The sequence below is a fragment of the Streptomyces sp. NPDC052052 genome, assembly GCF_040680455.1.
Lineage (GTDB): Bacteria > Actinomycetota > Actinomycetes > Streptomycetales > Streptomycetaceae > Streptomyces.
In genome coordinates this window covers 25,481-44,418 of record NZ_JBFAWU010000020.1, presented here as the reverse complement: position 1 = coordinate 44,418, position 18,938 = coordinate 25,481, and the positions used below count along the sequence as shown (strand labels likewise).

The following is an 18,938-nucleotide window of genomic DNA, read 5'->3' as shown; positions in this document are numbered from 1 at the left end:
CTTCGTTCTGCCTCGGAAGGCGGGAACGACCGGAGTCCGCCGGAATGCAGATCGAACCGCGCCGGTCCGCCGAAGACCACAAAACTCCTGGCCATCACGGCCTCGACGGCTTTATTTGCCATGGAGGCAATAACCGGCCGCTTCGAGACGCAGGCACCCCCACGGGCGACTTCATCGATCCTGCGGCATCCTTCGTGAACCGGTGGGCCGTCATACCGGCATGTCCGCGGCGCCGACTGCGGGTTTCGGATCCGGACAGAGCGAATGCCTTGCGCGTACGGCCTGTTCCTCCGACGGCCGGGCGGCCCGCCGCACACCGCCACGCCATCTCGCCGTCCGATGCGGAATCGAAATGAACACCTCCCGGCTGCTGTTCGGCAAAGTCGCCCGGACGGCTCCTCGGTCCGCCGCACCGGCCGGGCAGCGAACAGGAGCAGCGTCGGCGAGCCAGGGGGTTCCGCCCGGCGGTCATGTCAACGTCCGTCGGACGACGGACCGGTCGTCAAGGCCTCGGCTCATGTCCGGTCCCCCGTGCGGTCGGTCGCCTCCGCCGCTTGGTGCCGTCGACGAAACTCCCCGGACCGCAAACGCCCTTCACCCCATCTCCCCACCATCAGGGGAATCCGGTCCGACCCCGGGATGCCCCGCAACCGGCCGGAACATGCTTCCCGGCGTGAACGGATCCCTCATAACGCGGCTCACGGCAGTCGTCCTGCTGCTGTGGCTGCTGAGCGCCCCGGTACCCGCCGGGGCGGACGCCTGCGCGTACGCCTCCATCGGCGAGGACGGCGGGAGTTCGGCGGTCGCCGTGTCCGGCGACGGTTCCTGCTGGGCCGGCCCCGCACCCGAGCCGACGCCCACGCCGACTCCGACTCCCCCACCAGCGCCCCCTCCGCCGCCGCCCACCCCTCCGCCCCCTCCCTCACTCTTGCCTCCACCGCCACCCCGGCCCGCCCCGCCACGGCCGGTGCCGAAGCCCGTGCCGCCATCCCCTTCCCACTCGCCAACCCCCTCCGTGCGGCCCACGCATCCCACACCCCGGACCGTGGCACTCCCGTCCTACCGCAAGCCGCCGCGCAAGGTCCCACGGCGCGGCACCTCCCTGGTCACCCTCACCCTGCTGATCACAGCCCCTGCCGTGTTCGCCGTCGCCGTCCTGCGGCCCCGCTCCCGATGACCTCCGGAGGAACTCATGTCGGAATGGCTTGTTCTTGTCCTCGCCATGGCCGCGGCGAGCGCCGTCGTCCTGACCATCGCCGTACTCAGCAACCGCAAGGTCGGTGAGGACGACGACCCCTCCGAGACCCCTGACGTCATCGAGTACATGACGATGATGATCGGCGTGGTCTACGCGATCGTGCTGGGCCTCGCCATCGCGGGCGTCTGGGAGGGCCGCAGCGCCGCTCAGGAGTACGTACGCCTGGAGGCACAGGCCCTGCACGAAGTGGACGTCCGTTCCTCGGCCTACCCGGCCGAGGTGCGCACGCGCATCCGCGCCGACGTCGCCGCCTACGTGCACCACGTCGTCCACGACGAGTGGCGCACGATGTCCGAGCACGGCTCGCTCACCGACGAGGGGACCCGGCTGCTCGGCAAGGTGCGCACCGATGTCATCGACTACCGGCCCAGGAACGATCACGAAGGACAGGCGTATCAGCCACTGGTCGATCAGGTCGCCGCGGCCGACGACGCGCGCAGCGGACGCGGCCAGAGCGCCGGCGCGACCATGCCGGGCGTGGTCTGGTTCGGCCTGATCACCGGGGCGCTGGTGACCATCGGGCTGATCTTCACCCTGCAGATCCGCAGAACCTTCCGCGAACTGCTGCTGGCGGGCCTCTTCAGCGTTCTGATCGCCTTTCTGCTCTTCCTGATCTGGGACTTCGACACTCCCTTCGGTCGCGGCATCTCGGCCACCGCGGCCCCGTTCCTCGATCTGTTCCCCGGTGCGACGGGCGGGTAGCGGCCCGCATCGCCCGTCGCACCGGGTCCGGCACCGGGCCCCGGTGGGACGGGCGCGTCGGGCGGGCGCCACCCGTTCGCCCCTCCCCGATCGCCGCCCGTCCCTCGTGCGCCTAGCGTTCCGATACGTCGCGACGAAGGGAGAACCATGGACCGGGACAACTGGCCCGTCGGACGTACCGGGCATGTGCCGTGGGGCGCCCTCGCCCTGGTGCTGCTCGTCGCCCTGGCAGTGGCGCGCAACGGCGCGGACCTCTCCCTGGGTCCTCCCCGCCTGGCCTCGGCGACCTCCCAGGACCAGCGTCCGGCAGCCTCCGGGGTACTCGACGAGAGCATGGCCCCGGCCCCGGCCGGGGGCTTCACCGGGAGCCGATAGCCTCGCCCTCGTGACAGAGCAACAGCCCCACCGGTTCGAACGCGGCACGGACGGCCCACGCGTGATCGTCGCAGGCCTGGACGGGTCCGACTCCTCCATGCGTGCCGCGGCGTACGCGGCGGGGCTCGCCCGCCGTCAGGGAGCCATGCTCGCCCTCGTCTACGTCCAGCCGTTCCTGCCTGCCGGAGCCGCGTTCGGCGCGCCGGTCACCGATGCCGCCGGAGAGGTGGCGGAGGGGCTGGTGAGCGAGATTCGCCACACGGCGGAGCGGATGAAGGACATGTGGCAGGTGCGCTGGGAGTTCCACACCGTCCGCGGTGATCCCTACAGCGGACTCGTCACGGCGGCGGACGAGCTGAAGGCCGACGCCGTGGTGGTCGGGGCGTCGGAGTCGGCGGGGCACCGGTTCATCGGATCGGTGGCGGTCCGGCTGGTGAAGGCGGGGCGCTGGCCCGTCACGGTGGTCCCGTGACCGTCGCGGGTTCCTGACCTGGACGGGACGGCACGCCTTCCTCCGTACCGGCTTCCCGTGGGCCATCATGAGCGCCCGTCAGGGACAGCCGTCAGCGAAGAGGTGACGCATGGCAAGGCTCCGCGTGGGCGAGGGTGTACTGCGCCGCAAGCCGATCGAGCAGATCGACGAGAAGAGACCGGCCGGCGACGTCACCACGCAGCTCACCAGAACGCTGGGGCTGTGGCAGCTCACCGCGATCGGCGTGGGCGGCATCATCGGCGCGGGGATCTTCACCCTCGCCGGCACGGTGGCGAACGAGACCGCCGGGCCCGCGGTCCTGATCTCCTTCCTGATCGCGGGGGTGGCGAGCGCGGCGGCCGCGTTCAGCTACGCGGAGTTCGCGGGCCTGATCCCGAAGGCCGGCTCCGCCTACACCTATGGCTACGCGGTTCTCGGGGAGCTGGTGGGCTGGTTCATCGGCTGGGACCTGCTGCTGGAGTACACGGCGATCGTGGCCGTGGTCGCGATCGGCATCTCCGGCTACTTCGGCTTCCTGCTCGGCGAGGCCGGGCTCGACCTGCCGAAGTGGATGCTGGGCGCACCCGGTACCGGGCCGGGTCACCAGGTGGACCTGTTCGCCGCGCTGCTCTGTCTCTTTGTCGCCTATCTCCTGACGCTCGGCATCAAGAACGCGGCACGTTTCGAGACCGGCGTGGTCGTGCTGAAGGTCCTGGTCGTCCTCCTGGTGGTCGGTGTCGGGGTGTTCCACATCAGCACCGCGAACTACCACCCCTTCTTCCCGTTCGGGGTGAGCGGGGTCTTCACCGGTGCGGCCACGGTGTTCTTCGCGGTGTTCGGGTACGACGCCATGTCCACGGCGGCCGAGGAGTCGAAGGATGCCCAGCGGCACATGCCGAAGGCGATCCTCTACTCCCTCGCCATCTCCATGGTGCTCTATGTGGCGGCGTGTCTGGTGCTGACGGGGATGCAGAGCTACCAGGACATCGACCCGGAGTCCGGATTCTCCACCGCCTTCAAGTCGGTCGGGCTCAGCGGACTCGCGGATGTGATCGCGGTGGGTGCGGTCATCGGCATCCTCACCGTGATGTTCACGTTCATGCTGGGCGTGACCCGGGTCTGGTTCTCGATGAGCCGCGACGGCCTCCTGCCGAAGTGGTTCGCCAGGACGCACCCGACCCGGCACGTGCCGACCCGGGTGACCTGGATCGTCGGCGCGGCATCGGCCGTGATCGCCGGATTCCTGCCGATCGGCGAGGCCGCCGAGCTGACGAACATCGGCATTCTGCTGGCGTTCGTGGTGGTGTGCGTCGCGGTGATCGTGCTGCGATACAAACGACCCGACCTGCCCCGCACCTTCCGCACCCCCGGCATGCCGTTCGTGCCGGCCCTCGGAGTGGTGTTCTCGATCTGGCTCATCACCTTCCTCAACTGGCAGACGTGGGTGCGGTTCGTGGTGTGGTTCCTGGTCGGCATGGTGATCTATTTCGGTTACTCGTACCGGAAGTCGGAGTTGGCGAGGACACCGGGCGCGGACACCGGGGCCGGCACGGAAGTGGGTTGATCCGGCGCCCGGCGAGCGCCTCGCCGCTCGCCTCGCCGCTCGCCGCGCCGCCTCGTACCGACGTCCCGCACCGCACGCCCCGCCGGCCGCCGCCCGACCGTTCACCGCACCACTCGCCGCACTGAGCGACCGCTCGTCGCACGGGGCCGCCCGTCGCCTGTTCCTCCGGGCCCCGATGCGTTCGTATACGGCAGTCGGCAGCGAAGCGGCAGGGCCACTGCGGGGAAGGGCGTGCACGATGACCACCACGAGGACCGACGAGCGGACCCTGGCCGATCTCCAGCGGGACCACGGCCCCGCTCTGCTGCACTTCCTGCTCGGGCTGACCTTCGGCGACCAGCAGCGGGCCGAGGACCTGCTCCAGGAGACGCTGGTGCGGGCCTGGCAGCATCCGGAGGCCTTCGACGCCCCGTACGACTCGATGAGGCCCTGGCTCTTCACCGTCGCGCGGCGCCTCGCGATCGACGCGCGCCGCGCCAGGATGGCCCGGCCGACCGAGGTCAGTGACCTGGTGCTGGAGGCCGCCGCGGGCGAGGAGAACACCGCCGAGTCCACGGTCCTGGCGCTCGATGTCCGCGAGGCGGTACGCGCCCTCGGCCCGGAACACCGCGCCGTCCTCGTCCAGATCTACTTCCGCGGGCTGAGCGTCGGCGAGACGGCTCGGGTGCTCGGCATCCCGGCCGGCACGGTCAAGTCCCGGTCGTACTATGCGCTGCGTCAGCTCTCCCGGCACCTGCCGGGCTACTCCAGCAGGTCCTCCTCCCCGAGCAGGGCGAGCAGCGACACCGCCCCCGCGACCTCCACGTAGTCGGCGGCGCAGCGGTCGCAGACCCGCAGATGCCCGGCGACCACACGGTTCTCCTCGGCCGTGAGCGCATCGAGCACATAGGCACCGAGCAACTGCCGTACATGGGGGCCCTGGTCGGCGTCGGCAGTCATCGCATCCTCGTGTCGTGGACGGATCCGGCGGTGACGGATCCTGCCCTTCTGGCCACGCACGGCACGCTCCCCCGGTTCACTGCTCCGTGCAGCCCGGTGGTCAGGAACCGTGCACCCCCGCACGGTACTTCGGCAGCCGGACCGTGATCTTCATCCCGGCGCCGATGCCCGTCTCGATGACGAGTCCGTAGTCGTCCCCGTACACCTGACGCAACCGTTCGTCGACGTTCAGCAGGCCGATCCCGGTGGAGCGGCCGCCCTCGCCGCGCAGGATGTGACGCAGCCGTTCCGGGTCCATCCCGGCGCCGTCGTCCTCGATGACGACCTCGGCCTCGGAGCCCGCGTCGAGTGCCCGGATGGTGATGCGGGTCGGAGTCTCCTCCGCCGGGGCGGAGTCGAGGTCCCGGGGGTGCGCGACGGCTCCTTCGAGGCCGTGTTTGACGGCGTTCTCGACCAGGGGCTGGAGACAGAGGAAGGGCAGGGCGACGGGGAGCACCTCGGGGGCGACCTGAAGAGTGACCGCGAGCCGCTCGCCGAAGCGGGCCCGTACCAGTGCCAGGTACTGGTCGATGGAGTGGAGTTCGTCGGCGAGGGTGGTGAAGTCACCGTGCCTGCGGAACGAGTACCGGGTGAAGTCGGCGAACTCCAGCAGGAGTTCACGGGCCCGCTCGGGGTCGGTGCGGACGAACGAGGCGATGGCGGCGAGGGAGTTGAAGATGAAGTGCGGGGAGATCTGGGCCCGTAGCGCCCTGATCTCGGCCTCGATGAGCTGGGTGCGGGAGCGGTCGAGTTCGGCGAGTTCCAGTTGTACGCAGACCCAGCGGGCCACTTCCCCGGCCGCCCGGGCGAGCACCGCGGACTCGCGCGGTGCGTAGGCGACGAGGGTTCCCAGGACGCGGTGGTCGACGGTGAGCGGCACGGCGACGGCCCAGCGCAGCGGGCAGTCGAGATCGTCGCACCCGGTGCGGAAGGCGGTGTCCCGGCCGCTGGCGAGGAGGCCCTGGACCTGGTCCATGACATGGCGGCCGTGGTGTTCGCCGGCGCCGTCCCAGACGAGGACCCGGTCGCGGTCGGTGAGGCAGAGGGCGTCGGTGCCGAGCAGGGAGCGCAGGCGGCGGGCGGATCTGCGGGCGCTCTCCTCGGTGAGTCCGGCGCGCAGCGGGGGCGCGGCGACCGAGGCGGTGTGCAGGGTCTCGAAGGTGGCGTGCTCGACCGGCGTCCCGACGTCGCTGGTGCGGAGCGGGCCGGCCGTACGGCGGCCGAGCAGGAAGCCCGCGCCGAACAGGAGAAGGACGAGCAGGACGAGTACGGCGTATCCGGCCCCGCTCATCGGTGCCTCCCGGAGGTCAGCGCTTCCGGCAGGTGGAAGCGGGTCATGGCGGCGTTGGTGCCGGGAGGTACCCGGCCGGGGGTGGCAAGTGACACCAGGACCATGGCGAGGAAGCCCACCGGCACGGACCAGACGGCGGGCCAGGCGAGCAGGGCGTGCGCCCAGCCCGGCGGGCGGACCACGCCGCTGACGGTGATGGCGACGGACAGGAACGCGGAGCCGCCGCCGAGGAGCAGTCCGGCGATCGCACCGGGCGGGGTGAGCCGGCGCCACCAGATGCCGAGGACCAGCAGGGGGCAGAAGGAGGACGCGGAGACGGCGAACGCCATCCCCACCGAGTCCGCCACCGGCACCCGGCTGACCAGGAGGGAGCCGGCCAGCGGTACGGACATGGCGAGGACGGTGGCCAGTCGGAAGTGCCGTACCCCGCGCGACGGCAGCACGTCCTGGGTGATGACTCCGGCGACGGCCATCGTGAGGCCGGAGGCGGTCGACAGGAACGCGGCGAAGGCGCCGCCCGCGACGAGTGCGCCCAGCAGGTCCCCGCCGAGCCCGCCGACGACCCGCTCGGGCAGCAGCAGCACGGCGGCGTCCGCGTCACCGCCGTGGATCAGCTCGGGGGCGTACAGCCGGCCCAGCGCACCGTAGACGGGCGGCAGCAGATAGAACAGGCCGATGAGGGCGAGGACGACGACCGTCGTGCGGCGGGCGTCGCGGCCGTTGGGGCTGGTGTAGAAGCGGACCACGACATGCGGGAGGCCCATGGTGCCGAGGAACGTGGCGACGATCAGCCCGTAGGTGGCGTAGAGCGGATGGTCGGCACGGAAGACGGAGACCTGCTCGTCGAAGGTGACGCGGGGCTGCCCGTCGCCCTGCCAGGCCAGCACCAGGAAGACCGCGGGGACGAGGAGTGCGGTCAGTTTCAGCCAGTACTGGAAGACCTGGACGAAGGTGATGGAGCGCATGCCGCCGGCCGCGACGGCGATGACGACGACGGACGCCACGAGCACATCGCCGAGCCAGCCGGGCGCCCCGGTCAGGATCTTGAGCGTCAGTCCCGCGCCCTGGAGCTGCGGCACGAGATAGAGCCAGCCGGCTGCGACGACGAAGATGCTCACCAGTCTGCGCACCGGGCGCGACTCCAGCCGCCCCTCGGCGAAGTCGGGCAGGGTGTACGCCCCCGAACGACGCAGGGGCGCGGCGACGAAGACGAGCAGGACCAGATAGCCGGCGGTGTATCCGACGGGATACCAGAGCATGTCCGGGCCGTGCACGAGCACCAGGCCGGCGATGCCGAGGAAGGAGGCGGCCGACAGGTATTCGCCGCTGATCGCGGCGGCGTTGAGCCGGGGCCGGACGGTGCGTGAGGCGACGTAGAAGTCGGAGGTGGTCCGGGATATGCGCAGCCCGAAGCCGCCGACGAGGACGGTCGCGACCACGACGACGGCGACGGCCGCCACCGCGTACGTGTGGCTCACTGCGCGGGGCGGCCTTCCACGAGCCGGGCGAAGTCGCGTTCGTTGCGCTCGGCCCGGCGTACGTACCACCAGGCGGCCAGGGTCAGCGGCGGATAGGCGGCGAAGCCGAGGACGGCCCAGACGAGTGCGGCGCTGCGCAGCGCCGCGAAGACGAGCGGCAGGGTCCCGACGACCACGGCCAGGACGGTGAACGCGGTGAGTCCGGCCCGCAACTGGCTGCGCATCAACGAGCGGACGTACGCACCGCCCAGGGCGGTCTGCTCGTCGATCTCCGACTGGGTGCGGTAGCGCGGCAGCGGGCGCACCCGGCGGGGCTCCCCCGTCACCACTTCACGCCGGGGTGTGGGCTCTGCGGACATGGGCCCGGAGTGTACGCAGCGCCGGTCCCTCGTGGGAAGGGGTTCGATCGCGGGTCGGGCCTGGTCAGCGGCCGGTCCGGCGCATCAGCAGATCGCGCAACGCCCGGCTGTGGCGACGGCTCACGGCGAGTTCCGCGGTGCCGACGCGGACGCTCATGCTGCCCGCGTCGAGGCGGAGTTCGTCGATCCGCGCCAGTGCGACGAGGTGACTGCGGTGGATGCGGACGAAGCCACGCGAGCGCCAGCGTTCCTCCAGTGCGGTGAGGGGGATCCGGACGAGATGGCTACCGTTGTCGGTGTACAGCCGCGCATAGTCGCCCTGGGCCTCGACGTAGGCGATGGAGTCGACCGGGATGAACCGGGTCACTCCGCCGAGTTCCACCGGTATCTGGTCGTATGCGGTGTCCAGGAGGGGCGCGGAGCGGTCGCCGACCTGTTCGGCCACCCGCCGTACCGCTTCCGCGAGGCGTTCGCGGCGGACCGGCTTGAGGACGTAGTCGACGGCCTTGAGGTCGAAGGCGTGGACGGCGAAGCCCTCGTGCGCGGTGACGAAGACGATGAGCGGGGGCGCGGCGAATCCGGTCAGGAGCTGCGCGACGTCGAGACCAGTGAGGCCCGCCATGTGAATGTCGAGGAAGACGACGTCGATGGCGGTCGGGTCGTCGGGGCCCGCGTCGACGGCGCCGGCGATGCGGCGCAGCGCCTCGTTGGCTCCGGTGGCGCCCTCGGCGCTGCGGACGCGGGGGTCGGCGCGCAGGAGGTAGAGGAGCTCCTCCAGGGCGGGTTCTTCGTCGTCGACGGCGAGTACGCGCAGCATGGGGCGGAGTGTAAGGGCTGTCCCGTCATCCCCGGTGGATGAGTGCGCGGCGTCGGATGCGGTGCATCGCAGGGCGGAGGATCTTCCTCATACTGGGTCGTATGCGGACGAGCCCGACAACGCTGCGAGGTGCCGTAGCTGTCGTCGGGCGCCCGCCGGGGATTGCGGGACAGCCCTTTGGGCGAATTCCTCGCCCGCACCCCCGGCAGCGACATCGCCGTCCCTGGCAGCGAGCCGTCGCCGGGGGCAGGGCCCCCTGCGCAGCCGAAGGCAGCCGGAAGGCTTCCTGAGACGCGCTCGATCAGCTCCCGCCGCCGAGCCCGTCCCGGACATGGCCTAGGTCGACGGGCGTCGCCGGCACACCGTTCTTCCGTACGTCGGCAAGGAGTTGGGGCAGCTGCGGCGGCCACAGGGGCTCACCGTCATCGGACAGGTCCTCCGGCGACCACCATCGCCACCGGAGGATCTTGTCAGCAGCGTGCGAAGCGGCCAGGTCGCCCACCGGATCTCGGCGGGGGCCCTGCGCGAGGAAGATGTGCTCGTGTTGGCGGACCGGCACCCCGGCCCTGGTGAAGTCGTGTTCCCACAGGCACAGCAGGGTGCCGTCGATCGCGATGTCGGTCCATCCGGCTTCCTCGCGCAACTCGCGCTCAGCGGCCTGCAGCGGCGATTCGCCCGGCTCCATCCCGCCGCCGGGCATCGCCCAGTGCACACCGACTTCCTCGTTGTCGTACCGGAACATGAAGACCGACCCCGCCGGGTCCAGGACCGCGACTCTGGCTGCTCGTCTGGGTATTCGCATCGGATGAGCCTGCCAGCGCCGGACTTCCCTGTCGATCACGACAGCGGCCGGAAACCGGGCAGGAGCGGCGGTTCGCCCCTCAGGGACCGGGCAGAAGTGCCACCCATTCGGCCACCTCGTCACCGACACAGCCCGCCAGCCGATCCAGATCGGGCAGCGCCTTGCCGTCGGCCACCAGCCCGACCTGCACCCGGCCGCCGTACGGGGCCAGGGCGATGGCCAGGGACTGGCCCCGGGCGAGCGGAGCCATCGGATAGACGGCGCGCAGCGGGCAGCCGCCGAGCGAGAGCGCCGAGCGCGGCAGGGGGACGCTGGTGACCAGGAGGTCGAAGAGCATCCTGGCCGCGTTCCCGGCGATCGGCGCACCGAAGCGATGGGCCAGCGAGGGCAGTTGATCGGCGAGCACGGCGACCGCCCCGGCGCCGCGCAGGGGGCCCGCGGCCTTGTTGCGGTCCATGAGGGCCCGCACGATGCGCAGGCGCTCCCAGGGGTCGGGCTCGGAGACGGGGAGCTCGAGCAGATAGGCGGAGAGCCTGTTCCCGGTCGCGGCGGCCTGACCGGGTCTGCGGCGGGAGACCGGCACCAGCGCGCGCGGATCGTCGGCGGGCAGTGTTTCGCCGCGCTCCCGCATCCAGCGGCGCAGCGCCCCGGCGACGACGGCGAGCAGGACGTCGTTGGTCGTGCCTCCGGCGGCGCGCCGGATCCGCTGGACGGCGTCGAGGTCCAGGTCCGCGGTGGCCAGGCGCCGGGTGCCGCTGGAGGGGGCGACGAGTGCGGGTGCGCCGCGCAGATCGAGGCGGCTGGCCCGCACCATCGAGGCGCCGACCCCCAACGCCCGTCCGAGACCCTCGATCCGGCCCAGGGCGAGCCCGGCGACCTGACGCGGACCCGGCATCCAGGAGCGGGGCGGCACAGCGCGCACCCGGCGGACGGGCGCCCCGTTGCGGGCGCGGCCGGACACGGACGCGATCTCGTCGAAGATCCCGGCTCCGATGGCGACCGCGCGCATGCCGTCGGCGAGCGCGTGGTGGAGTTTGACGAGCACGGCGAAGGGGCCGCCGTCGGTGCCGCCGATCACGAACATCTGCCAGGGCGGCAGGCCCCGTTCGAGCGGTCGCTCCATCAGCTCACCGGCCAGCCGGGTGGCGCCCGCCATGAATCCGGTGTCGCCGCCCCGCGACTCCTCGTCGCTGAGCCGCACCCGCTGGATGTGCCGGTGCACGTCGAAGTCCTTGTCCACGAACCACGCCGCGCCTCCGACCGGCAGCAGCACGTCCCTGACCCGCATCCGCAGCCGCGGAATCGCGGCGGCACGGGTGCCCAGCAGTTCCAGGACGTCCTGCGGACCGGCGCCGCGGTCCGGGCCGGAAGGAGGGGAGAAGACGGCGAGCGCGCCGAGATGCATGGGATGGGCATCGGATTCGAGGTGCCAGAAGGCCAGATCGAGGGGTGCCAGTAGCTCAGTGCCCAATGGATCCTCGCGTCATCGGAAGACAGAGACTGTCGGAGAACCAAGACCGGAAGGCGAAGCCTGGAGGTCAAAGACCGACGCAGTCGCAGTCAATCGTTCACGATCGGTCACGGTCAAGCACTGACGCATTACATACTGTTACTGTCGGGTAGTACGCGGTCCTGTGGTTGGTCGCGTTCGGGGATGGCGAACTCGCACCAGACGGACTTGCCGCGCCCCCTCGGTTCCACGCCCCACAGGTCCGCCAGTCGGTCCACCAGCATCAGGCCTCGACCGGACACTCCGGCGTCCCCGGCGTCCCTGCGCCGGGGCAGCGCGCTGGAGGTGTCCTCGACGTCGACCCGCAGCCGCCGCTCGGGGCCGGTGAGGACCCGGATCGTGACGATCGCCCCGCCGTCGGTGTGCATCAGCGCGTTGGTGATCAGTTCGTCGGCCGCCAGCTCGACCTCGTCGGCCCGCGCCCCGGCGCCCCAGGCCCGGACGGCCGCACGGACCATGTGCCGTGCGGAGCTCAGTGCCTCCGGGTCGCCCTGGGCGACGTGCTGCTGGAGCCTGCCGCCCGGCTGGGGCACGTGCGTGGCCTTCCGGCGCAGCAGCAGGACCGCCACGTCGTCCTCGCCGCCGCGCTCGTCGACCTCCTCGCAGAGCTGGTCGGCCAGGCGCTGGATGTCCTGCGGGCCTTCGCGCACCAGGTCCGTCAGCAGTCGCATGCCCTCGTCGAGATCGACCCCGGGCTGCTCCACCAGGCCGTCGGTGAACAGCACCAGGGTCCGGCCGGGGTCGAGCTCGACCGTGCTGACCGGGTATTCGAGCCGCCCGAACTCGGCCGAGAGCCCCAGCGGCAGTCCGCCCTCGACGGTCAGTCTGCGGCAGCTGCCGTCGGCGTCACGCACCAGTGGATGGACGTGTCCCGCCCGGACCAGCTGCACCACCCCGGTCGTCAGGTCGACCTCGGCGTAGGAACAGGTCGCGAAGCGATCGGTGTCCAGCTCGTGGAGGAAGACGGAGGCCCGGGCCATCACCGTGGCGGGGCTGTGCCCTTCCGCCGCGTAGGCACGCAGCACGATGCGCAGCTGGCCCATGACCGCCGCGGCATGCGTGTCATGACCCTGCACGTCCCCGATGACCGCCCCGAGGCGACCGCCGGGCAGGGCGATGACGTCGTACCAGTCGCCCCCGATGTCCCGGCCCAGCCTGGCCGAGCGGTACCGGACGGCGACCTGCGCCCCCGGTACCTCCGGGATCCGGCGCGGCAGCATGGCCTGCTGGAGACCCTCGGCCAGGTCGTGCTCCTGCTCGTACAGCATGGCGCGCTGCAGGCTCTGTGCGATGGAGCTGCCGAGCGCGACGAGCAGATTGCGTTCGTCCCCGGCGAAGGCGCCCCGGTCGCTGTAGAGCAGTCCGAGTGCGCCGATGGGCCGGGCCTGGGCGATCAGCGGCAGGTAGGCGGCGGACGTGATGCCGAGGTGGCTGATGTGGGGCCAGAGGATCGGGTACGAGGCGGCGAAGTCCGCGGCGGACTCGATGAAACGGGGCGTGAGCGTGCGCACGACCTCGCTCATGGGGTACGGCTCGTCCGTCCGGGTGTAACGGGTGCCGGGAACGAACGCGCCCTCGGGGCCGTCCGCCACCAGGTGGATGCGTCCGGCCTCGATCAGCCCCACGACCATGCTGGCGGCACCGAGATTCGCCAGGCCCGGGGAGTTCTGCAGCACCTCGATGACGTCGCGGACCGTCCGGGCGTGGGCCAGCGCGGCCGTGGTGCCCTCGACCAGGCTGGTGCGGCGCCGCCGCTCCAGGTCCAGTTCGCGGCGGGCGGTGGACTCCGTCAGCTCCTGGGTGGCGTCGCGGACGATGCCGATGATGCGGTGGGGACGGCCGGTCCTGTCGCGCTGGATGAACCCCTGGGTGTGGGTCCAGCACAGGCTTCCGTCGCGCTTGAGGATCCTGAAGTACGCGCCGTAGTTGCTCTGCCCTCCCTTGAGGGCCTCGGCGACCATGGCGTCCAGCCTGGCCCTCTCGTCCGTCGGCACCCGCAGGGCGAGCGACTCCGGCCGGTCGTCGTACTCCTCGGCCCGCAGATCGAACACATCGAGCGCGGGCCGGTCCATGTGCATCAGGCCACTGCCGAGGTCCCAGTCGAAGCTGCCCATGCGGTTCAGGGCGAGACTGAGATCCGGGTGGGCGGGCCAATCGTCCGGGAGTGACAGGGCACCCGCTCCCCGATCATCCATGCGGGCAACTCTGCCATCATTTGTCCGATTCTTCGAGCGAACCCATGCCTGTACGGCATGCCTCCGGCGGAAGGCCGCGAGGCCCCTGCCGACCGGTGACGGGCCCCGGTCAACAGCACCGGGGAGCCCCCGGGAAACACTGCCCGCCCTAGGTCCGCAGGTCAGCAACGGTTACCGTGTCCGTGGAGCGCGGTAAGTCAAGCCTTAGCTGTACCGCGCTCCGCTCTGCCCGCGTCACCCGTTCTAAGGACCTTGCACTCCATGACCCGCCCCGTCCGCGTCGCCATCGTCGGAGCCGGCCCTGCCGGAATCTACGCAGCGGACGCGCTGCTGAAATCCGAGGCCGCCCAGGACCCGGGGGTTTCGATCGACCTGTTCGAGCGGATGCCCGCCCCCTTCGGTCTGATCCGCTACGGAGTGGCCCCCGACCACCCCCGGATCAAGGGCATCGTCCAGGCACTGCACCAGGTGCTCGACAAGCCGCAGCTGCGGCTGTTCGGAAATGTCGACTACCCGTCCGACATCGACCTGGACGACCTGCGGTCCTTCTACGACGCGGTGATCTTCTCCACCGGCGCCGACGCCGACCGCGCACTCGACATCCCGGGCAGCTCCCTGGACGGCTCCCACGGCGCGGCCGACTTCGTCTCCTGGTACGACGGCCACCCCGATGTGCCGCGCACCTGGCCGCTGGACGCGGAGAAGGTCGCGGTGCTCGGAGTGGGCAATGTGGCCCTGGACGTGGCGCGCGTTCTCGCCAAGACGGCGGACGAACTGCTGCCGACCGAGATACCCGCGAACGTCTACGAGGGCCTCAAGGCCAACAAGGCACGGGAAGTGCATGTCTTCGGGCGCCGCGGTCCCGCCCAGGCCAAGTTCAGCCCGATGGAACTGCGGGAGCTGGACCACTCGCCGAACATCGAGGTCATCGTCAACCCCGAGGACATCGAGTACGACGCGGGCTCGATCGAGACCCGGCGCGGGAACAAGCAGGCCAACATGGTCGCCTCCACGCTGGAGAACTGGGCCATCCGCGACGTCGGCGACCGGCCGCACAAGCTGTTCCTGCACTTCTTCGAGTCCCCGTCGGAGATCCTCGGCGAGGACGGCCGGGTCGTCGGTCTGCGCACCGAGCGGACCGAGCTGGACGGCACCGGGAACGTGAAGGGAACCGGACGGTTCACCGACTGGGACGTGCAGAGCGTCTACCGCGCGGTCGGCTACTACTCGCGCGAGCTCCCCAAGCTCCCGTTCGACGTGGTCTCCGGCACCGTGCCGCACGCCGCGGGCCGCGTCGTCGACGGCCAGGAGCCCATGCCGTCGGTGTACGTCACGGGATGGATCAAGCGCGGCCCGGTCGGCCTGATCGGCCACACCAAGGGCGACGCCAACGAGACGGTCGCCTGCCTCCTGGAGGACCACACCACGGGCCGACTGCCTGCCCCGGCCCGGCCCGAGCCGGAGGCCGTCACCGCGTTCCTGGAAGAGCGCGGCGTCCGCTACACCACCCGCGAGGGCTGGTACCGCCTGGATGCGCACGAGCGGGCCCTGGGTGCCGAGCAGGGACGGGAGCGGATCAAGGTCGTGGAGCGCGAGGCCATGGTGGACGCCTCCGAGCCCCGCGACTGACGGTACGCACGAACAACGACGCCCCGACCGGGCGCCACGCAGCTGTCTGCGGCGCCCGGTGAGATGCCCGCGGCGGTCCCGGAAGGGATCGCCGCGGGCATCGGCATGCCGTGACGCGCCACGACGCATACGACGCCGGCACCCGGACCTTCACCGAGAGGGCTGAATCACCGACAGGGACCGATATCCGGGGTTCACTTGTAGCCCGAAGCACGCTTAGCTTAGGCTTGCCTAACACTGAGCGCTTCGCGCAGGGTCCCACTGCTCTGTCCATCAACCCATGAGGTACACCCATGTCCCGGTTCACCCAGGTGCGTCGCCGTACGCTCGTCGCAACTGCCGCCGCAGCAGCCTTTGTTCTCACTCTCGGTGGCTGCTCGTCGAGCGACGACGGCAAGGAGACCTCCGACGCATCGGGGAAGAGCGACGGAGCGTTCCCGGTCTCGATCAAGAGCGCACTCGGCACGGCGAAGATCAAGGAACAGCCCGAACGGATCGTCACCCTCGGCCAGGGTTCCGCGGAGACCGCCATCGCACTGGGCCACACCCCGGTGGGCATCGAGAAGTACGAGTGGGGCAGCGACAAGACCGGCTATCTGCCCTGGATCCACGAGGCGGTGGAGAAGTCCGGCGACAAGCTGCCGACCCAGTTCACCGGTGGTGAGGACATCGACTTCGAGGCGATCACCGAGCTGGAGCCCGATGTCATCCTCGCGCCGTGGTCCGGGATCACGCAGAAGGACTACGACATCCTCAAGGACATCGCGCCCACCATCGCCTACCCCGACCTGCCGTGGAGCACGGACTGGGACCAGCAGATCAACACCATCGGCAAGGCGCTGGGCCAGGCCGAGGAGGCCAAGGGCCTGATCTCGAAGATCGAGAAGCAGCTGTCCGACGCGGGGGCGACCCGGCCGGAGTACAAGAACCACAAGTTCTCGTACATCTACAACACCGGCCCCGGCACCCTCGGCGTGTTCAAGCCGAACGAGCAGCGCGTCAAGATGGTCTCCCTGCTCGGTCTGACCGTCGACCCGGTGGTGGACACCTTCAAGGAGACCGAGGGGACCGACTCGGCGGTCATCGGTCTGGAGAACGGCGAGAAGCTGAAGAACAGCGACCTGATCTTCACCTTCTACACGGATGACAAGTCGCGCAAGGAGATCGAGGCCCAGCCGCTGTACGCGGCCATCCCCGCGATCAAGAGCGGCGCCGTGGTGTCCAGCAACGACACCTCCTTCGTCACGGCCTCCTCGATCATCAACCCGCTGACCGTGCCGTGGGTGATCGACCGTTACCTGCCGCTGATCGACAAGGCCATCGAGGCCGCGGACAAGGGCTGAGACCGACCACCACCCCATGGCCACCATCACACACACACCGCCGAGCGGTGCCGGCTCCTCACGGACCGGCACCGCTCGGCGGCTGTACTCCCTCGCCGTCGTGCTCGCCGTCCTCGTGCTCGCGGTGTTCGCGAGCATCATGTTCGGCAGCCGGACCACCTCGTTCACCGATGTGCTGCACGTCCTGTCCGGCACCGCCGATCCGACTGTCACGACGATCATCGAGAGCCGTTACCCGAGGACCGCGCTCGGTGTGCTCGCCGGTCTCTGCCTGGCCGTCGCGGGCACCCTGATGCAGGGCGTGACCCGTAATCCCCTGGCCGATCCCGGCCTCCTCGGCATCAACGCGGGCGCCTCCGCGAGCGTCGTCGCCGCAACGGCCTTCCTGGGGGCGTCCGGCAGTTCGGACACCATGTGGTGGGCACTGCCCGGTGCGCTGATCGCCGGTCTGCTCGTGCACGCGATCGGATCGGCGGGGTCGGGCGGCGGACTGGTACGGCTCGTGCTCGCCGGCGCGGTGCTCTCCGCCGTACTGATGGCCTTCATCCAGGCCGTGACCCTGAGCCGGCCCCAGGTGTTCGACAGCTACCGGTACTGGGTGGTCGGCGCCCTCGGCGGCCGGGACTTCGACGTCTTCTGGTCGGTGCTGCCGTTCGCCGCGGCCGGTCTGCTGATCGCCGCGCTGCTGGGGCCCGGCCTCAACGCGCTCGCCCTCGGCGACTCGACCGCGGCCTCCCTCGGGTCGAACCCGGGCCTGGTCCGGGCGGGCGGGCTGCTCTCGGCCACGCTGCTGAGCGCCGCGGCGACGGCGGCGGTCGGCCCGATCGCCTTCGTCGGCCTGGCCGTTCCCCATGTGGTGCGCGCCCTGGCCGGTGTCGACTTCCGGGCCCAGATCCTCTTCTCAGCCCTGACCGGACCCGCGCTGCTGCTCCTCGCGGACGTCGTGGGACGGGTCGTCATGCGCCCGCAGGAACTCATGGTCGGTGTGGTGACCGCGTTCGTCGGGGCGCCCGCACTGCTCATCGCCGTACGCAGGATGAGGGGCAACGCATGACGTCGCATCAGGCCGGACTCCGTACGGCCTCGCCCAGGGGCATTCTGAGGATCGGCACGACCGTGGCACTGCCGCTGCGGCGGGTGTCCGTACTCACCGCACTCGCACTGTTCGTCCTCCTCGTGGCGGCCTGTGTGGCGACCCTGTCGCTCGGACGGCTGGGCATTCCGCTCGCCGACCTCACCGGGGCGCTGACCGGCGGGGCCGAGGGCAAGAACGCCTTCGTCCTGGAACGGCTGCGCGGCCCGCGCCTGGTGGTCGCCATCGGGACCGGTGGGGCGCTCGGCCTGTCCGGTGCGCTGTTCCAGTCCGTCACCCGCAATCCGCTCGGCAGCCCGGACGTGATCGGGCTGGCGTCCGGCGCCGGGGCGGGCGCCGCGATCACCGCGCTGCTCTTCCCGGGGACCGTGCCGGTGGCACTCGGCGCACTGATCGGTGCCGCACTCGCCATGGTGCTGGTCTATCTGTCGACCGGCACCGGGTTCCGGAACCCCGCACGGCTGGTCATCGCCGGGATCGGGGTCGCCGCGATCGGCACGGCCGTCACCCAGTACGTCGTCTACGCCATGGAACGGGACCGGGCCTCCGTCCTCACCGCGTACGTCAACGGCAGCCTGTCGGCGCGGTCCTGGGGCGACGCCACCACCATCTGGCTCGTCCTGCTGGTCGTGGCTCCGCTCACCGCCCTGATCGCGCGGCGGCTGGACATCGGCGAAATGGGCGACGACATCGCGGGCGCACTCGGATCCGAGCCCCGCACCACCAAGACGATCGCCGTCCTCCTGGCGATCGTGCTCTCGGCGGGCGCGGTCGCCGTCGCCGGACCGATCGCGTTCATCTCGCTGACGGCTCCGCAGATCGCCAAACGGATCACCCGGGTCTCGGGCCCGCATCTGCTGCTGGCGGCGATGACCGGTTCGCTGCTGCTGGTGCTCGCGGATCTCTGCTCCCAGCAACTGCCGCTCTTCGACAACCTGCCCGTCGGCATCTACACCATGGCCATCGGAGGCGCGTACCTCGGCTGGCTGCTGGTGCGGGAGTGGCGTCGGGGAGTGCTGTGAGGCCGGAGCGGTCCCCCACGCGGGGCTGATACGGCTCTACGGCGCCACCG

Annotated in this window: 18 protein-coding genes; 10 read left to right on the top strand and 8 right to left on the bottom strand. The window is 70.8% G+C overall.

Annotated elements, in window-relative coordinates; all coding sequences use genetic code 11:
• Window positions 1–1,045: 1,045 nt before the first annotated feature.
• The 6 genes from AB0L71_RS23315 (at window position 1,046) to AB0L71_RS23290 (ending at window position 5,179) form a co-directional block, all read left to right on the top strand.
• Window positions 1,046–1,177: a hypothetical protein gene (locus AB0L71_RS23315; protein WP_365246217.1), complete on the top strand. Its 132-nt coding sequence runs from the start codon at window positions 1,046–1,048 to the stop codon at window positions 1,175–1,177.
• Between the two features lie 15 nt (window positions 1,178–1,192).
• Window positions 1,193–1,960, top strand: coding sequence for a hypothetical protein (locus AB0L71_RS23310; RefSeq protein ID WP_365246214.1), 768 nt, complete (start codon window positions 1,193–1,195; stop codon window positions 1,958–1,960).
• Window positions 1,961–2,107: 147 nt separating this feature from the next.
• Entirely contained in the window at window positions 2,108–2,335 is a 228-nt protein-coding gene (locus AB0L71_RS23305) for a hypothetical protein (protein ID WP_365246211.1), read from the top strand.
• Between the two features lie 10 nt (window positions 2,336–2,345).
• On the top strand, window positions 2,346–2,807 hold the full coding sequence (locus AB0L71_RS23300) for a universal stress protein (protein WP_365246209.1): 462 nt from the start codon (window positions 2,346–2,348) through the stop codon (window positions 2,805–2,807).
• 109 nt (window positions 2,808–2,916) lie between these two features.
• Entirely contained in the window at window positions 2,917–4,371 is a 1,455-nt protein-coding gene (locus tag AB0L71_RS23295; RefSeq protein WP_365246204.1) for an amino acid permease, read from the top strand.
• 238 nt (window positions 4,372–4,609) lie between these two features.
• Window positions 4,610–5,179, top strand: coding sequence for a sigma-70 family RNA polymerase sigma factor (locus AB0L71_RS23290; RefSeq protein ID WP_365246201.1), 570 nt, complete (start codon window positions 4,610–4,612; stop codon window positions 5,177–5,179).
• Here the strand turns inward: AB0L71_RS23290 and AB0L71_RS23285 are convergent.
• The 8 genes from AB0L71_RS23285 to AB0L71_RS23250 form a co-directional block, all read right to left on the bottom strand.
• Complete coding sequence (locus tag AB0L71_RS23285; RefSeq protein WP_365246199.1) at window positions 5,113–5,310, bottom strand: zf-HC2 domain-containing protein; 198 nt, start codon at window positions 5,308–5,310, stop codon at window positions 5,113–5,115. The genes AB0L71_RS23290 and AB0L71_RS23285 overlap by 67 nt on opposite strands.
• A 100-nt stretch (window positions 5,311–5,410) precedes the next feature.
• A complete protein-coding gene (locus AB0L71_RS23280) occupies window positions 5,411–6,640 on the bottom strand; it encodes a histidine kinase (RefSeq protein WP_365246196.1) in 1,230 nt (409 codons plus the stop codon).
• Entirely contained in the window at window positions 6,637–8,118 is a 1,482-nt protein-coding gene (locus tag AB0L71_RS23275; RefSeq protein WP_365246193.1) for a cation acetate symporter, read from the bottom strand. The genes AB0L71_RS23280 and AB0L71_RS23275 overlap by 4 nt, the downstream gene beginning before the upstream one ends.
• Window positions 8,115–8,477 carry a hypothetical protein gene (locus tag AB0L71_RS23270; RefSeq protein ID WP_365246190.1) on the bottom strand — a complete coding sequence of 121 codons (363 nt, stop codon included), beginning with the start codon at window positions 8,475–8,477 and terminating at the stop codon, window positions 8,115–8,117. Before AB0L71_RS23270 ends, AB0L71_RS23275 begins: the two co-directional genes overlap by 4 nt.
• 64 nt (window positions 8,478–8,541) lie before the next feature.
• On the bottom strand, window positions 8,542–9,294 hold the full coding sequence (locus AB0L71_RS23265; protein ID WP_365246187.1) for a LytTR family DNA-binding domain-containing protein: 753 nt from the start codon (window positions 9,292–9,294) through the stop codon (window positions 8,542–8,544).
• A gap of 301 nt (window positions 9,295–9,595) precedes the next feature.
• Window positions 9,596–10,096 carry an NUDIX domain-containing protein gene (locus AB0L71_RS23260; protein WP_365246184.1) on the bottom strand — a complete coding sequence of 167 codons (501 nt, stop codon included), beginning with the start codon at window positions 10,094–10,096 and terminating at the stop codon, window positions 9,596–9,598.
• 79 nt (window positions 10,097–10,175) lie between these two features.
• Window positions 10,176–11,567: a wax ester/triacylglycerol synthase family O-acyltransferase gene (locus AB0L71_RS23255; RefSeq protein ID WP_365246181.1), complete on the bottom strand. Its 1,392-nt coding sequence runs from the start codon at window positions 11,565–11,567 to the stop codon at window positions 10,176–10,178.
• A 128-nt stretch (window positions 11,568–11,695) separates the two neighbouring features.
• The gene (locus tag AB0L71_RS23250; protein WP_365246178.1) at window positions 11,696–13,801 is read right to left on the bottom strand and encodes a SpoIIE family protein phosphatase; all 2,106 of its coding nucleotides are present in this window, start codon (window positions 13,799–13,801) and stop codon (window positions 11,696–11,698) included.
• A gap of 261 nt (window positions 13,802–14,062) precedes the next feature.
• Between AB0L71_RS23250 and AB0L71_RS23245 the strand changes: the two genes are divergently transcribed.
• From AB0L71_RS23245 to AB0L71_RS23230, 4 genes are all read left to right on the top strand, one after another.
• Complete coding sequence (locus tag AB0L71_RS23245) at window positions 14,063–15,430, top strand: FAD-dependent oxidoreductase (protein ID WP_365246175.1); 1,368 nt, start codon at window positions 14,063–14,065, stop codon at window positions 15,428–15,430.
• 293 nt (window positions 15,431–15,723) lie between these two features.
• Window positions 15,724–16,773: an iron-siderophore ABC transporter substrate-binding protein gene (locus tag AB0L71_RS23240; RefSeq protein WP_365246172.1), complete on the top strand. Its 1,050-nt coding sequence runs from the start codon at window positions 15,724–15,726 to the stop codon at window positions 16,771–16,773.
• Between the two features lie 16 nt (window positions 16,774–16,789).
• Window positions 16,790–17,827, top strand: a complete 1,038-nt coding sequence (locus tag AB0L71_RS23235) for an iron ABC transporter permease (protein ID WP_365246169.1) — start codon at window positions 16,790–16,792, stop codon at window positions 17,825–17,827.
• Window positions 17,824–18,888 (top strand): iron chelate uptake ABC transporter family permease subunit, encoded by a 1,065-nt coding sequence (locus AB0L71_RS23230; protein ID WP_365246166.1) that lies wholly within the window; start codon window positions 17,824–17,826, stop codon window positions 18,886–18,888. Before AB0L71_RS23235 ends, AB0L71_RS23230 begins: the two co-directional genes overlap by 4 nt.
• The last annotated feature ends 50 nt before the right edge of the window (window positions 18,889–18,938 follow it).

Excerpts from the sequence above, each read along its gene's own strand:
- AB0L71_RS23290 (WP_365246201.1), top strand. The coding sequence starts at position 4,610 with ATGACCACCACGAGGACCGACGAGCGGACCCTGGCCGATCTCCAGCGG.
- AB0L71_RS23310 (WP_365246214.1), top strand. The coding sequence starts at position 1,193 with ATGTCGGAATGGCTTGTTCTTGTCCTCGCCATGGCCGCGGCGAGCGCC.
- AB0L71_RS23235 (WP_365246169.1), top strand. The coding sequence starts at position 16,790 with ATGGCCACCATCACACACACACCGCCGAGCGGTGCCGGCTCCTCACGG.
- AB0L71_RS23250 (WP_365246178.1), bottom strand. The coding sequence starts at position 13,801 with ATGGATGATCGGGGAGCGGGTGCCCTGTCACTCCCGGACGATTGGCCC.
- AB0L71_RS23305 (WP_365246211.1), top strand. The coding sequence starts at position 2,108 with ATGGACCGGGACAACTGGCCCGTCGGACGTACCGGGCATGTGCCGTGG.
- AB0L71_RS23240 (WP_365246172.1), top strand. The coding sequence starts at position 15,724 with ATGTCCCGGTTCACCCAGGTGCGTCGCCGTACGCTCGTCGCAACTGCC.
- AB0L71_RS23270 (WP_365246190.1), bottom strand. The coding sequence starts at position 8,477 with ATGTCCGCAGAGCCCACACCCCGGCGTGAAGTGGTGACGGGGGAGCCC.
- AB0L71_RS23280 (WP_365246196.1), bottom strand. The coding sequence starts at position 6,640 with ATGAGCGGGGCCGGATACGCCGTACTCGTCCTGCTCGTCCTTCTCCTG.
- AB0L71_RS23230 (WP_365246166.1), top strand. The coding sequence starts at position 17,824 with ATGACGTCGCATCAGGCCGGACTCCGTACGGCCTCGCCCAGGGGCATT.
- AB0L71_RS23265 (WP_365246187.1), bottom strand. The coding sequence starts at position 9,294 with ATGCTGCGCGTACTCGCCGTCGACGACGAAGAACCCGCCCTGGAGGAG.
- AB0L71_RS23285 (WP_365246199.1), bottom strand. The coding sequence starts at position 5,310 with ATGACTGCCGACGCCGACCAGGGCCCCCATGTACGGCAGTTGCTCGGT.
- AB0L71_RS23260 (WP_365246184.1), bottom strand. The coding sequence starts at position 10,096 with ATGCGAATACCCAGACGAGCAGCCAGAGTCGCGGTCCTGGACCCGGCG.
- AB0L71_RS23245 (WP_365246175.1), top strand. The coding sequence starts at position 14,063 with ATGACCCGCCCCGTCCGCGTCGCCATCGTCGGAGCCGGCCCTGCCGGA.
- AB0L71_RS23295 (WP_365246204.1), top strand. The coding sequence starts at position 2,917 with ATGGCAAGGCTCCGCGTGGGCGAGGGTGTACTGCGCCGCAAGCCGATC.